The sequence below is a fragment of the Rahnella sp. AN3-3W3 genome (assembly GCF_003263545.1).
Taxonomy (GTDB): domain Bacteria; phylum Pseudomonadota; class Gammaproteobacteria; order Enterobacterales; family Enterobacteriaceae; genus Rahnella; species Rahnella variigena.
In genome coordinates this window covers 1-14,631 of record NZ_JYDG01000047.1, presented here as the reverse complement: position 1 = coordinate 14,631, position 14,631 = coordinate 1, and the positions used below count along the sequence as shown (strand labels likewise).

13 protein-coding genes are annotated in these 14,631 nt (G+C 52.8%); 12 read left to right on the top strand and 1 reads right to left on the bottom strand.

Features of this window, described 5'->3' with window-relative positions; all coding sequences use genetic code 11:
• Nucleotides 1-131 precede the first annotated feature (131 nt).
• From UC15_RS14085 to yjjJ, 8 genes are all read left to right on the top strand, one after another.
• The gene (locus tag UC15_RS14085; protein ID WP_013577105.1) at nt 132-293 is read left to right on the top strand and encodes a DUF1328 domain-containing protein; all 162 of its coding nucleotides are present in this window, start codon (nt 132-134) and stop codon (nt 291-293) included.
• Between the two features lie 210 nt (nt 294-503).
• Nucleotides 504-1,733, top strand: a complete 1,230-nt coding sequence (locus tag UC15_RS14080) for a patatin family protein (RefSeq protein ID WP_112289031.1) — start codon at nt 504-506, stop codon at nt 1,731-1,733.
• Nucleotides 1,730-2,515 carry a TatD family hydrolase gene (locus tag UC15_RS14075; RefSeq protein WP_112289030.1) on the top strand — a complete coding sequence of 262 codons (786 nt, stop codon included), beginning with the start codon at nt 1,730-1,732 and terminating at the stop codon, nt 2,513-2,515. The genes UC15_RS14080 and UC15_RS14075 overlap by 4 nt, the downstream gene beginning before the upstream one ends.
• A 548-nt stretch (nt 2,516-3,063) precedes the next feature.
• A complete protein-coding gene (deoC, locus tag UC15_RS14070) occupies nt 3,064-3,843 on the top strand; it encodes a deoxyribose-phosphate aldolase (protein ID WP_112289029.1) in 780 nt (259 codons plus the stop codon).
• A gap of 90 nt (nt 3,844-3,933) precedes the next feature.
• Nucleotides 3,934-5,262, top strand: a complete 1,329-nt coding sequence (deoA, locus tag UC15_RS14065) for a thymidine phosphorylase (protein ID WP_112289028.1) — start codon at nt 3,934-3,936, stop codon at nt 5,260-5,262.
• An 88-nt stretch (nt 5,263-5,350) separates the two neighbouring features.
• Entirely contained in the window at nt 5,351-6,574 is a 1,224-nt protein-coding gene (gene deoB / locus UC15_RS14060; protein WP_112289027.1) for a phosphopentomutase, read from the top strand.
• An 83-nt stretch (nt 6,575-6,657) separates the two neighbouring features.
• Nucleotides 6,658-7,377, top strand: coding sequence for a purine-nucleoside phosphorylase (deoD, locus tag UC15_RS14055; protein ID WP_013577098.1), 720 nt, complete (start codon nt 6,658-6,660; stop codon nt 7,375-7,377).
• Between the two features lie 173 nt (nt 7,378-7,550).
• Nucleotides 7,551-8,897 (top strand): type II toxin-antitoxin system HipA family toxin YjjJ, encoded by a 1,347-nt coding sequence (yjjJ, locus tag UC15_RS14050; RefSeq protein WP_112289026.1) that lies wholly within the window; start codon nt 7,551-7,553, stop codon nt 8,895-8,897.
• 1 nt (nt 8,898) lies between these two features.
• Here the strand turns inward: yjjJ and UC15_RS14045 are convergent, their stop codons facing one another.
• Nucleotides 8,899-9,687, bottom strand: a complete 789-nt coding sequence (locus tag UC15_RS14045; protein WP_112289025.1) for a YtjB family periplasmic protein — start codon at nt 9,685-9,687, stop codon at nt 8,899-8,901.
• 245 nt (nt 9,688-9,932) lie between these two features.
• On the opposite strand from UC15_RS14045, the gene serB reads away from it, so the two are divergent.
• The 4 genes from serB to UC15_RS14025 form a co-directional block, all read left to right on the top strand.
• A complete protein-coding gene (serB, locus tag UC15_RS14040; RefSeq protein ID WP_112289024.1) occupies nt 9,933-10,901 on the top strand; it encodes a phosphoserine phosphatase in 969 nt (322 codons plus the stop codon).
• Nucleotides 10,902-10,930: 29 nt separating this feature from the next.
• A complete protein-coding gene (radA, locus tag UC15_RS14035) occupies nt 10,931-12,313 on the top strand; it encodes a DNA repair protein RadA (RefSeq protein WP_112289023.1) in 1,383 nt (460 codons plus the stop codon).
• 101 nt (nt 12,314-12,414) lie between these two features.
• Nucleotides 12,415-13,674: a multifunctional transcriptional regulator/nicotinamide-nucleotide adenylyltransferase/ribosylnicotinamide kinase NadR gene (gene nadR, locus UC15_RS14030; RefSeq protein ID WP_112289022.1), complete on the top strand. Its 1,260-nt coding sequence runs from the start codon at nt 12,415-12,417 to the stop codon at nt 13,672-13,674.
• 345 nt (nt 13,675-14,019) lie between these two features.
• Nucleotides 14,020-14,631, top strand: a 612-nt coding sequence (locus UC15_RS14025; RefSeq protein WP_157960986.1) for a DUF3300 domain-containing protein, incomplete at its 3' end; no start/stop codon positions are given.

Below are 14,631 nucleotides of genomic sequence, written 5' to 3'. Positions count from 1 at the left end.
AGTTTTTTGTTCCCGGCATACGGTCGGGAGATAAAGTGTCAAAAGGCAGATGTTTAACAGTGAGTCCGGCCCGAAGCGGGGCACCACCTTTTAAACTGGCAAAGTGAAAATAGGGTATAAAGGAGAAGCTTATGTTTCGTTGGGGCATTATTTTTCTAATCATCGCGTTAATCGCGGCGGCTCTCGGTTTCGGTGGTTTGGCGGGTACAGCTGCCTGGGCTGCAAAAATCGTCTTCGTAGTCGGTATCATTCTGTTCCTGGTCAGCCTGTTTACCGGTCGTAAACGACTCTGACCGCATCAATGATTTGATGCAAAAAGTGTTAATGAATGACATCGCCCCCTTCAATGAAGGGGGCGATTCTTTTTATGTGCGATCTGGCTGTTAACAGGACGTAACGATTTTATCGCTGAAATTTGGCAAGAATTTCACGTAAATCAGTCAGACAAGGTATGCTCAGAAATGAAGGCCGCTGAGTGAGGCCGATTTTGTGAGGATAGCCCGTTGGGATACAGAATACCTGTCACGCTGGGGAACATAGAACCACTGGCGTATAAACCTTATACACCCGGCAAAATAGCACTGGTGTGCGAAGGCGGCGGACAGCGGGGCATTTTTACAGCTGGTGTGCTGGATGAGTTTCAACGCGCGCGCTTTAATCCCTTTGATTTATATCTGGGCACGTCTGCCGGCGCACAAAATCTCTCTGCTTTTGTCTGCGGACAACCTGGTTATGCCAGAAGAGTCATTACCCGCTATACCACCAGCCCCGACTTTTTCAATCCTCTGCGTTTTGTGCGCGGCGGGCACCTTATCGATCTCGACTGGCTGGTGGAACAAACGGCCAAAAACATGCCGCTGGCGATGGAAACTGCTGAAAAGCTGTTGATCGACGGGCGTGAGTTTCTGATGTGCGCCTGCCGCAGTGATGATTATTCAGCCAGTTACTTTGCGCCGACGCGCGATAACTGGCTGCCGGTGATCAAAGCCTCAAGCGCCATTCCGGGCTTTTACCGTATGGGCGTCGATCTTGATGGCGTGAGTTATCAGGACGGCGGTATCAGCGATGCGATCCCGGTTGAGGAAGCTTATCGCCGTGGCGCCGATACGATTGTGGTGATCCGCACCGTTCCCTCGGCGATGTTCTATACGCCGCAATGGATGAAACGCATGGAGCAATGGCTTAGCGAAAGCAGCCTGCAACAGCTGGTGCGCATGATGCAGCATCACGAAGAAAGCTATCACCGCATCCAGCAGTTCATCGAGAATCCGCCGGACGATGTGCGTATTTTTGAAATCTTCCCGCCAAAACCTTTAGCCAGCCACGCGCTGGGCAGTCGTCTGCCCGCGCTGAATCAGGATTACCATCTTGGGCGCCGCTGCGGGCGTTATTTCCTGTCAGCGGCGGCGCACTGGCTGTTGCCGCGTGAAAATGAACGGCCTTATCCGCACATCGAACCCCGCGTGACACGTCGCCCTCAGCGGGTTGTCATACCGCAGGACGAACCGGAAAACGTGATCCCGCTGGCTGCTTCAGCCAGCACGGTGGAGCAGATCATTTTGGATCCCGCCGTGCTGACGGATATGGTCGCCGACGGCGGCGTTGTGCGTCCGGCCGCCTTTAAAGACAACCTGGTTCATGATCCGCAGCCGAAACGCGTGGCATCTGATATGCCACCGGTAGAGAACGGTGCATCAGAAACCTATCCCGCCAGTGAGGGTGATAAGTTGTGAGTCATACCTTCGTCGATACGCACTGCCATTTCGATTTTCCGCCGTTTACCGGTGCGGAAGACGAAAGTTTGCGTCTCGCCGGAGAAGCTGGCGTCCGGCAGATCATCGTTCCGTCGGTTACGTCAGATCGTTTTCGCGGCATTCTCTCACTGGCAAAAAAATTCCCGCAGCTGCACGCGGCGCTGGGTTTGCATCCCCTTTATATCAGCGAGCACAAAGACAGTTGCCTGGAATTACTGGATTCATTGCTGACTCACCGGGATCCGCACCTGGTGGCGGTCGGTGAAATCGGGCTGGATTTATACATGGAAACGCCGCGATTTGAGCAACAACAGCGGGTGCTCAAAGCGCAATTCGCCATGGCAAAGCGTGAAATGCTGCCGGTGATTCTGCATTCGCGGCGCAGTCACGATCAGCTGGCGGCAATGTTACGGCAGGCTAAATTGCCTGCTACCGGCGTGGTACATGGCTTTGCAGGCAGTCTTTCGCAGGCGCAGGCGTTTATCAAACTGGGTTTTGCGATAGGTGTGGGCGGCACTATCAGTTATGAACGCGCGCAGAAAACCCGTCAGGTGATGGCGCAATTACCGCTTTCTTCTTTGCTTCTGGAAACCGATGCGCCGGATATGCCGTTGCAGGGTTTTCAGGGCCAGCCCAATCGTCCGGAGCGTGCTGCTAACGTGTTCGACATACTGTGCAGCCTGCGCAGCGAAACCGCTGAACAGATTGCCGCCGCATTGCTCGACAACACCCGTCGTATCTTCAATTTATCCGCTTTGTAATCCGTCCTCTCCTAGTTTTGTGATTTAAATAACATTCCTATTTACCTTTCATGCTTTTATTTAATAGGTTTTCTTCAGGCTATGTAATTTATGTTCTCTTTAAAATGTTATTATTATAACATTGCTCGTAAGATCGCCGGTCGGTGATCGCTGTATATCCGTGCGCACTCCGTTTGTCATGAATCGGGTATACACTCTTATCTGGACCAAATACTGAGCATAACGCTAGTGAAATGTGATTTAGATCTCATTTCACTAAGCAACGTTGCAAACGGTTTTCATTTTGTGTGAAATACTGCACACAGGAACCTGATGTGACGTGTTCAAATAGTCACAACGACTTGGCGTCAGCCAATCAAAGCGCGGTGAGAAGGATCTCAGTTGCCGCGTAAGCCACGACACGCTGCTTACGCACGCTATCTTCAAGGAACCAAGTCCGCTCGCCAACCGTGCAGAATTCATTTCCCGTCGGTCACCGCCGGAACGAATTCATGACTGTATGCTCAGTTCTGGCCGGTCGCTGGAATTGAAAATTGTTGGAGAGTTATATGACCGATTTAACCGCCGCAGCGCAACGAGCGCTGAACCTGATGGATTTAACCACCCTGAACGAAGACGACACTGATGCAAAAGTGATCGCGCTTTGTCACCAGGCGAAAAGCCCGGCAGGTAACACCGCTGCTGTCTGTATTTATCCTCGTTTTATTCCTGTTGCCCGCAAAACTCTGCGTGAGCAAGGTACGCCTGATATCCGCATTGCGACTGTCACTAACTTCCCACACGGTAACGATGATCTTGATATTGCGCTGGCAGAAACCCGCGCGGCGATCGCTTACGGTGCCGATGAAGTTGACGTGGTATTCCCGTACCGCGCACTGATCGCCGGTAACGAGCAGATCGGTTTTGAGATGGTCAAACAGTGCAAAGAAGCCTGTGCTGCGGCCAACGTTCTGCTGAAAGTGATCATCGAAACCGGTGAACTGAAGCAAGATGCGCTGATCCGCAAAGCCTCCGAGATCGCGATTAAAGCGGGCGCTGACTTCATCAAAACCTCTACCGGTAAAGTGCCTGAAAACGCCACTTTGCACAGCGCTGAACTGATGATGAGCGTGATTGCTGAAATGGGCGTCGGCAAAGCCGTTGGTTTCAAACCGGCCGGTGGCGTGAAAACCGCTGAAGATGCTGCGCAATATCTGGCACTGGCTGACCGCCTGCTGGGCCGTGAATGGGCTGACGCACGTCACTTCCGTTTCGGTGCTTCCAGCCTGCTGGCAAGCCTGCTGACCACATTGGGTCACGCTGGCCAGAAAGCCACCAGCAGCTATTAATCACTGTTGTTATGCCTGTGCCGTGGCGCTGTTTTACAGCGTCCGGTACTGGCGTTCACATTTAGCGTTCAGCTCAGGCAGGGAGATACCTTGTTTCTCGCACAAGAAATTATTCGTAAAAAACGTGACGGTCAGCCTTTAAGCGACGAAGAAATTCGTTTCTTTATTAATGGTATTCGTGACAGTCAGGTTTCTGAAGGACAAATTGCCGCACTGGCAATGACTATCTATTTCAACGACATGACCATGAAAGAACGTGTTTCGCTGACCATGGCGATGCGTGATTCAGGGACCGTGCTCGACTGGAAAAGCCTCAATCTGAACGGTCCGATTGTCGACAAACATTCGACCGGCGGTGTAGGTGATGTGACCTCACTGATGCTAGGCCCGATGGTGGCGGCATGTGGCGGCTATGTCCCGATGATTTCAGGTCGTGGCCTCGGTCATACCGGCGGTACGCTCGATAAACTCGAAGCTATTCCTGGGTTTGATATTTTCCCGGATGACAGCCGTTTCCGCAGCATCATTCAGGACGTCGGCGTGGCTATTATCGGCCAGACCAGCTCGCTGGCACCGGCGGATAAACGCTTCTACGCGACACGCGATATCACCGCAACCGTTGACTCTATTCCGCTGATCACTGCTTCGATCCTCGCCAAAAAACTGGCCGAAGGTCTGGATGCGTTGGTGATGGATGTTAAAGTCGGTTCCGGTGCATTTATGCCAACTTATCAGCTGTCCGAAGATCTGGCGCAGGCGATCGTGGATGTGGCGAATGGCGCGGGATGTAAAACCACAGCGCTGCTGACTGACATGAATCAGGTGCTGGCATCCAGTGCCGGTAATGCGGTGGAAGTGCGTGAAGCCGTGCGTTTCCTGACCGGTGAATACCGTAATCCGCGTCTGCTGGAAGTCACGATGGCGCTGTGCGTTGAAATGCTGCTGTCTGGCGGACTGGCGAAAGATGACGCCGACGCCCGCAGTCAGTTGCAGGCAGTGCTGGATAACGGCAAAGCAGCGGAAGTCTTTGGCCGCATGATTGCCGCGCAAAAAGGCCCGACCGATTTCATCGAAAATTACGACAATTATCTGCAACAGGCCACGCTGAGCAAACCGGTTTACGCTGAAACCAACGGCATTGTCAGCGCGATGGATACCCGCGCGCTGGGGATGGCGGTGGTTTCACTGGGTGGCGGTCGTCGCCGTGCCAGCGATGCTATCGACTACAGCGTTGGTCTGACCCACATGGCGCAACTCGGCCAGCAGGTGGATACCCGTCAGCCACTGGCGATGATCCACGCGAACAGTGAAGCGGCCTGGCAACAGGCGGCGCAGGAAGTGCGGGCGGCGATTGTACTGAGTGACAAAGCGCCGGAAAGCACGCCGGTGGTTTATCGCCGTATCAGCGGCAAAGCTTGATTTCAGGCTAAATCGCCCCCATTTAAGATTGATCAGGTGCGCGGCAGTTCCGCGTGACCCAATGCGTAACCATTCGCAGGAGAGCAAAATGAAACGTACATTTATCATGGTGTTAGACTCATTCGGTATCGGTGCCAGTGAAGATGCCGAGCGCTTTGGCGATGCTGGTTCTGATACATTGGGCCATATCGCGGCTGCCTGTGCGCGTGGGGATGCAGACAAAGGCCGTAAAGGTCCTCTGAATCTGCCGAACCTGACCCGTCTGGGGCTGGCGAAAGCCGCTGAAGAATCCACCGGTAAAATTCCTGACGGCATGGACGGTAATTCTGAAATTACCGGTGCGTATGCTTACGCCAGCGAATTGTCTTCCGGTAAAGATACCCCGTCAGGCCACTGGGAAATCGCCGGTGTGCCTGTTCTTTTCGACTGGGGTTATTTCAGCGACACCACCAACAGCTTCCCGCAGGAACTGCTGGATAAACTGGTGGAGCGCGCCAATCTGCCGGGCTATCTCGGCAACTGCCACTCTTCCGGTACCGTGGTACTGGACGATTTGGGCGAAGAACACATGAAAACCGGCAAGCCGATTTTCTACACTTCCGCTGACTCCGTCTTCCAGATTGCCTGTCACGAAGAAACCTTCGGACTGGATCGCCTGTATGAACTGTGCGAAATCGCTCGTGAAGAACTGACCGAAGGCGGATACAACATTGGCCGTGTGATTGCCCGTCCGTTCATCGGCGACAAAGCCGGTAACTTCGAGCGTACCGGTAACCGTCATGATTTAGCGGTTGAGCCACCGGCACCGACCATTCTGAAAAAACTGGTTGATGAAAAAGACGGCCACGTGGTGTCTGTCGGTAAAATCGCCGATATCTACGCGCAGGTCGGTATCACTAAAAAAGTGAAGGCCACCGGTCTGGATGCGTTGTTTGACGCGACAATCAAAGAGATGAAAGAAGCGGGTGACAAGACCATCGTCTTCACCAACTTTGTTGATTTTGACTCCTCTTACGGCCACCGCCGTGATGTACCGGGCTACGCTGCGGCGCTGGAACTGTTCGACCGCCGTATGCCGGAACTGCTGGAGCTGGTGAAAGAAGACGACATCATTATCTTCACCGCTGACCACGGTTGTGACCCGACCTGGCGCGGCACGGATCATACCCGCGAGCACATTCCGGTCCTGATCTATGGCCCGAAAGTGAAACCGGGCTCATTGGGCCACCGCGATACCTTCGCGGACATCGGTCAGACCGTTGCTAAATACTTCGATCTGACACCGATGGATTACGGTAAATCAATGCTCTGATACTTTTCTTACGCGGCCAGTCTCTTATACTGGCCGCGTTTTTTATCATGAATATGACACCTCGCTGACTAAGGAATAAGAAGATGGCAACTCCACACATTAATGCTGAAATGGGCGACTTCGCTGACGTAGTGCTGATGCCGGGCGATCCGCTTCGCGCCAAGCACATCGCGGAAACTTTCCTTCAGGACGTGAAACAGGTGAACGACGTGCGTGGCATGTTGGGCTTCACCGGCACTTATAAAGGCCGCAAAATCTCTGTTATGGGCCACGGCATGGGCATTCCTTCCTGCTCAATTTATGCCAAAGAATTGATCACTGAATTCGGCGTGAAAAAAATCATCCGCGTGGGTTCTTGTGGTGCTGTGCGTGCTGATATCAAACTGCGCGATATCGTGATCGGTATGGGTGCCTGCACCGATTCCAAAGTGAACCGCATGCGTTTCAAAGACCACGATTACGCGGCTATCGCCGATTACGACATGGTGCGTAACGCCGCTGATGCAGCGAAAGCCAAAGGCATCAATGCCCGCGTGGGTAACATCTTCTCCGCTGACCTGTTCTACACACCAGACCCGCAGATGTTCGACGTGATGGAAAAATACGGCATTCTGGGTGTCGAAATGGAAGCCGCTGGTATTTACGGCGTGGCAGCAGAATTCGGTGCAAAAGCGCTGACCATCTGTACCGTTTCCGACCATATCCGTACTCACGAACAAACTACTGCCGCTGAACGTCAGACGACCTTCAACGACATGATTGAAATCGCGCTGGAATCCGTTCTGCTGGGCGACAAAGAATAAATTCTGCAGACCTTGCAGTAACTAAAACGGGCGCCGGATGGCGCCCGTTTTGCTATGCGTTTTAAAACAACTTTTGGCTTATCTAAAATTATATCTTCAGGATATATCGATTTATTTTCGATTACTATCTATGCTATTAGCTATGCATTTTTCTATTCATCATTGAGCTGCTCATGTCTGAACTTGTTGATTTACTGCGTCAGGGCAGTCTGACGGCGAAAGAGATCACTGAACGCCTGCGCATCACCCAGTCAACGCTTTCCAGACGGCTGGCCAGAGTCCCTGAAATTATCAAAATCGGGAAAAGTCGCTCGACCCGTTATATTTTGCCGCGTCCTCTGGATAACCAGTGGAGCTTTCCTTTGTACCAGATTAATGAGGCCGGAAATGCCGTAAAAGCCGGAACCTTGTATTCCATCTGGCCGGGCGAGAGTTGTGCGGTAGAAACAGCCAGCGGCCAGTCGCTGATTTATGACGGTCTGCCCTGGTTTATCACCGATATGAGGCCCCAGGGTTTTTTAGGCCGTGCGTGGGGACGTGATATTAATGCCGCACTGCATTTTTCTGATGACATAAAAATATGGAGCGAATCCCAGACGCTGGTGGCTTTAGCCAGAGCGGGTGATGAAACGGTGGGTAATTTTGTTATTGGGGAAATCGCCTATCAGCGATGGTTTCATAAGCCGGAAGATATCCCCGTTCCCCGTGAGGACAAAGTTCAGGTCTATGAAAGGCTGGCGCAGAGAAGTCTGGCAGGAGAAGAAATCGGATCATCTGCGGGCGGTGAACAGCCTAAATTCAGCTGCTATACAGAACATGAAGACCGGGACGCCTCGCAGGTGCTGGTAAAATTTTCTTCTCCGGCGATTAATGAAAACGCCTGTCGCTGGGGGGATTTATTGCGCTCTGAAGCCCATGCGTTAAAGGTTTTGCAAGCGGCAGGCATTCCGGCTGCGACGGCCGATATCTTTACCGGAAGAAAGGGCGAGGTTTTCCTCGAGGTTGAACGGTTTGACCGGGTCGGTGAGCGCGGACGGCGCGGCTTGGTGTCACTGGAAGCCGTCTCTGCTGAGTTCGGCGGGGGCAACAGCAACTGGTTTTTGACCGCGCAGCAGTTACGCCGCGGCCGGGTGATTACCTCAGCTACGCTGGAAAGAATTGAGCAGATTTATGCCTTCGGAAAACTGATCGCCAACAGCGATATGCATCAGGGAAATCTGTCGTTTATCGACCCTGCCACTGATCCCTTAAAGCAGGCTCTTTCGATATCACCAGTGTATGACATGCTGCCCATGGCCTTTGCCCCGACCAACGCCGGGACGATGCGCCGTGAAACTGTGCCTTTGACGCTTGATCCTTTGGTGTCTAAAGAAAAGTGGTTGAATGCACAAAAATGGGCGAGCGAATTCTGGCGGAATGTTGAAAGCGACATGGCCATCAGTGTTGAATTCCGCCACCTTGCCAGCGGAATGCTGGCGCAGGTGGAAGAGTTAACATCGCCGATTCAGCGGCTGGCCTGAATCACTTCGGCCGGCTTCTTTTGAGGCTGCGGTAAGCGGCCTGTGCGGCTTCTTTGGTTTGTGCTTCGGTCGCCGGTTTTGCCGGTGCGACCTCAGATTCCGGCTCAGGAATGTTCAGTACCGGCGGCGGGCCGAACTCGTCCGGCTCATCTTCCTGTTCGTCATCTTCTTTGAGGGGTTTGCTGGCGGTCAGCAGGAACGGCGATTGCTGCCAGCGTGAACGGCGCCCTTGCAGCAGCGTGCGGGCCAGAATAATACCGACACCCAGCGCAGCGAGCATCATCAGACGTAACAGATTGGTGGTGTTATCTACCTGCTTGGATTCAGTCGCCAGTACGTGCGTGTCCAGCGTGATACGTAAAAATCCGCTCGGACCGTTTTTATCCTCAATAGGCACCACAATCTGATGATTGAAGTAGCTGCCTGCGCGTTTACCATCGAGCGATAATCTGTCGCGTACGGGCACCTGTTCGCCTGCATGGGCGACCAGAGAGCCATCTGACTCATAAACGCTGGCATCGAGAATGCGGCTTCCGTCGGTAAGCTGGCTCAAAATAGTGGAAATTTGTGCGATATCGGCGCCATCATTAGTGCTGTCCATCAGCGGCGCGAGCGAAAACGCCACCTGTTTGGCGAGCGTCTGGGCAAGCTGTTCCACCTGCGTCGAGCGTGCCAGTTGGTGTCCCAGACTGAAATAGGATGCGCCTTGCATCAGAATGACTAATAACGCCAGGCTAATCAATACGATAGCAGCGCGGTGCAGGCGAAATTTGAGTTTGGCCTTGGCCATTCTGTTTCCTTGCGTTTTTCGAAGACTTTATGTTGCCAGAAGACGTCACGATAAGGTAGCTTGATGCCTCATTTTACCCTGCATCCTTCAAGCTGCCTCTGCGTTGGCTGCCTTCATTCACTCCGGTCACTGACCTGTGTCAGCTCCCGGAGATTCATTCAGTTGCTGCCTTGATGCAACTCGAATGATTTTGGGTAAATAGTGATATTTTTTTCCTAATGCCATAACGCCCTACAGGAGCCATCATGCCAAACAGTCTGACCTATTGCGATCTTCCTGCGGAGATCCACCAATGGCCGGGACTTCCCCTTTCATTGAGCGGTGACGAGGTCATGCCGCTGGATTACCGGGCCGGACATACCGGATGGCTGCTTTATGGTAGAAAACTCGATAAAACGAGCATTACGCAGTTCCAGCGCCGGTTAGGTCGTGCTCTGGTGATTGTCAGCGCCTGGGCGGTGGAAGGTTATCAGGTTGTACGCCTTGCCGGTTCGCTCACTACTGATGCGCAACAGCTGGCTGAATCTTTCGAATTTGATGTCACCCAGCTTGGCAAAGTGCCTTATCTGCGCACGCCAGGTCTGCTGGTGATGGACATGGATTCTACCGCGATTGAGATTGAATGCATCGACGAAATTGCCAAACTGGCAGGCGTCGGTGAACAGGTGGCGGAAGTCACTGAGCGTGCGATGCGTGGCGAACTGGATTTCTCCGCCAGCCTGCGCCAGCGCGTGGCGACCCTGAAAGATGCAGACGCGGGTATTCTTGAGCAGGTGCGCGAAACCCTGCCGCTGATGCCGGGACTGACCGTGATGGTCCAGCGTTTACAGGAAGCAGGGTGGCACGTTGCAATTGCTTCCGGCGGCTTTACCTATTACGCCGAATACCTGCGCGATAAGCTGAATCTGATTGATGTAGCGGCGAACGAGCTGGAAATTCGCGACGGCAAACTGACCGGGCGTGTGATTGGCCCTGTCGTCGATGCGCAATATAAAGCAGATACCTTGCTGAAGCTGGCGGAAAAACTGGGGATTCCTCAGGAACAAACCATTGCGATTGGCGACGGCGCCAATGACCTGAAAATGATGGCGGTGGCCGGTTTGGGCATTGCGTATCACGCAAAGCCGAAAGTGTATGAACAGGCTTCAGTTTGTATCCGGCATGCGGATCTGCTTGGAGTGTTGTGTATTTTTAGCGGCAGTCAGGCATTATAAATTTCTTATAAATATCATCGAGGTAAGTTGTGGCAAAAGCAGCAAAACGTGCATTTGTGTGTAATGAATGTGGCGCAGATTATCCGCGCTGGCAAGGGCAGTGTAGTGCCTGTCAGGCCTGGAACAGCATTACTGAAATCCGTTTGGCGGCTTCCCCGACTGTGGCGCGTAACGAGCGTCTGACCGGTTACGCCGGTGATGCAGGCGTCAGTCGTGTGCAGAAACTTTCCGATATCAGCCTTGATGAACTTCCGCGTTTCAGCACCGGTTTCAAAGAATTCGATCGCGTGCTGGGCGGCGGCGTGGTGCCCGGCAGTGCGATCCTGATTGGGGGTAATCCCGGTGCAGGTAAAAGTACGCTGCTGCTGCAAATTCTGTGTCATCTCAGCGAAAATATGAAAACCCTGTACGTCACCGGCGAAGAATCTTTGCAGCAGGTGGCGATGCGTGCGCACCGTCTGGGTTTACCGACAGCCAATATGAATATGTTGTCGGAAACCAGCATCGAACAGATTTGCGACATTGCCGATAAAGAACAGCCTAAACTGATGGTGATCGACTCCATTCAGGTGATGCACATGGCGGATATCCAGTCGTCACCGGGCACGGTTGCGCAGGTCCGTGAAACGGCGGCGTATCTGACCCGTTTCGCCAAAACGCGTGGCGTGGCCATCGTGATGGTGGGCCATGTGACAAAAGACGGTTCACTGGCGGGGCCGAAAGTGCTCGAACACTGTATCGACTGTTCCGTGCTGCTCGATGGCGACGCCGATTCGCGTTTCCGTACGCTGCGCAGCCATAAAAACCGCTTTGGTGCTGTGAACGAACTGGGCGTGTTCGCCATGACCGAGCAGGGGCTGCGCGAAGTCAGCAATCCTTCAGCAATTTTCCTCAGCCGTGGCGATGAAATTACTTCCGGCAGTTCCGTGATGGTGCTGTGGGAGGGAACGCGTCCGTTGCTGGTTGAGGTGCAGGCGCTGGTTGATCAGTCGATGATGGGCAATCCGCGTCGCGTGGCGGTTGGCCTTGAACAAAACCGTCTAGCCATTTTACTGGCGGTCTTGCATCGTCACGGCGGTTTGCAGATGGCGGATCAGGATGTGTTCGTCAACGTAGTTGGCGGTGTGAAAGTCACCGAAACCAGCGCGGATCTGGCGTTGCTGCTCTCTCTTGTTTCCAGTCTGCGTGACCGTCCGTTGCCGCAGGATTTAGTGGTCTTCGGTGAAGTCGGGCTGGCAGGTGAAATTCGTCCGGTACCGAGCGGTCAGGAACGTATTACCGAAGCGGCTAAGCACGGCTTTAAACGTGCGATTGTGCCACATGCCAACGTGCCGAAGAAAGTTCCGGCGGGTATGCAGGTGTTTGGCGTCAAAAAGCTGGCTGATGCACTGGCGATCCTCGACGATTTGTAACTGTTCTATGCTGTAGCTTTTCTCCGCTGTAATTCGGGGCTGCCTTTGTGCTATTTTTTGTTTAGCTATTTTGTTTAGTACAGCAAACCTGGGGACAAGGCATGTCACAGTTCGACTATCTAAAAACCGCGATAAAACAACAGGGACGCACGCTGCAACAGGTGGCCGAAGCCAGCGGGATGACCAAGGGTTATCTTAGCCAGTTGTTGAATGCAAAGATAAAAAGTCCCAGTGCTCAGAAGCTGGAGGCTTTGCACCGCTTCCTTGATCTTGAGTTTCCCCGTCGTGAAAAGAATATCGGCGTGGTGTTCGGCAAGTTTTATCCGCTGCACACCGGCCATATCTATCTGATCCAGCGCGCCTGTAGCCAGGTCGATGAACTGCATATCATCATGGGCTATGACGAGCCGCGCGATCGCGAGCTGTTTGAAAACAGTTCCATGTCCCAGCAGCCGACGGTCAGCGACCGCCTGCGCTGGTTACTGCAGACGTTCAAATACCAGAAAAACATCCGTATTCATGCCTTTAACGAAGAGGGGATGGAACCCTATCCGCATGGCTGGGACGTCTGGGGACGTGGCATTAAAGAGTTCATGAGCCAGAAAGGCATTGAACCCAATACCATTTATTCCAGCGAAGAGGCTGATGCGCCGCAATACCGCGAACATCTCGGGATTGAGACTGTGCTGATCGACCCGAAACGTTCGTTTATGAATATCAGCGGTCGTCAGATCCGTCATGATCCGTTCCGTTACTGGGATTATATTCCGACAGAAGTGAAGCCGTTCTTCGTGCGGACCGTGGCGATCCTCGGCGGAGAATCCAGCGGGAAATCGACGCTGGTGAATAAGCTGGCTAACATTTTTAATACCACCAGCGCCTGGGAATATGGCCGCGATTATGTGTTCTCGCACCTGGGCGGCGATGAAATGGCGCTGCAGTATTCTGACTATGACAAGATCGCGTTGGGGCAGGCGCAGTACATCGATTTCGCGGTGAAATATGCCAATAAAGTGGCCTTTATTGATACCGATTTTCTGACCACTCAGGCCTTTTGTAAAAAATACGAGGGGCGTGAACATCCGTTTGTGCAGGCGCTGATGGACGAATACAAATTCGATCTGGTGATCCTGCTGGAAAATAACACGCCATGGGTGGCCGACGGCCTGCGCAGTTTAGGCAGTACTACCGACCGGATGTCTTTCCAGAATTTGCTCATCGAAATGCTGAAAGAAAACAACGTGGATTACGTACATGTTGAATCTTCAGATTACGATCAGCGTTTTCTCGAATGTGTGGAACTGGTGCAGAACATGCTGGCAGCCGATACCAGCCGTTTAAACGAGCCGCCTGTTATCTGACCGGGCACAAATAAAGAGCGTGTATTCTCCGGGATACGCGCTTTTTTATTATCATTCATGTGGTGAATGATAAATTACAAATACATTTTATATAATTATTAATGAATTCATCTGATTATCTTTCTGTGTGATTTTATTAATTCATTTTGTAACGCTGTAAAATAAAATTCTCTTTTTATTCATAGGATTGAGTGATACCCCTTTTTTAGGGATTTTATTACGCATTTTATGTGTAAATATCTGACCTGAAATAAAAATACAGTGGCGGCCGTTGAGATTTATTTCTCCGATTATACTCATTCATTATGCCTCTCATTCCCGCTGAGGCTTTCTAAGGTGATCCGAATGAATTTATCATTCAAGCCCTGGGGTATCGCAGTCTTGTGCGGCGTGGGGGCATTTGCTCTGGCGAGTGTGATGTTTATGCAAGGCTGGCTTCCGGTCAGCAGTCAGGCCGAAACCACGACGCAGACTGCGCCTGTGCCTGCACCCGCCGCCGCGCCTCCGCCAGCAGTCCCTGTTGCTGCACCCGTTGCCCCTGCGTCATTTACACAAGCTCAGCTCGATCAATGGGTCGCGCCAGTCGCGCTTTATCCTGACAGCCTGCTTTCGCAGGTGCTGATGGCGTCGACTTATCCGACTAACGTGATTCAGGCTGTGCAATGGTCGCGTGACCATCCGCAAAGTCAGGGGGATGCCGCCGTCACTCAGGTCGCGAACGAACCCTGGGATCCGAGTGTAAAATCGCTGGTCGCTTTTCCGCAACTGCTGGCGCTGCTGGGTGAAGATCCGGCATGGGTACAGAATCTGGGGAACGCGTTTCTGGCGCAACCGGATGACGTGATGAACACTGTGCAGAAATTTCGCGAAGTGGCGCAAAAGAGCGGGGCGCTGAAAAGCACGCCGCAGCAGACGGTGACCGTTAAACCGAAACCGGCTTCAACAACGGTGGTGAAA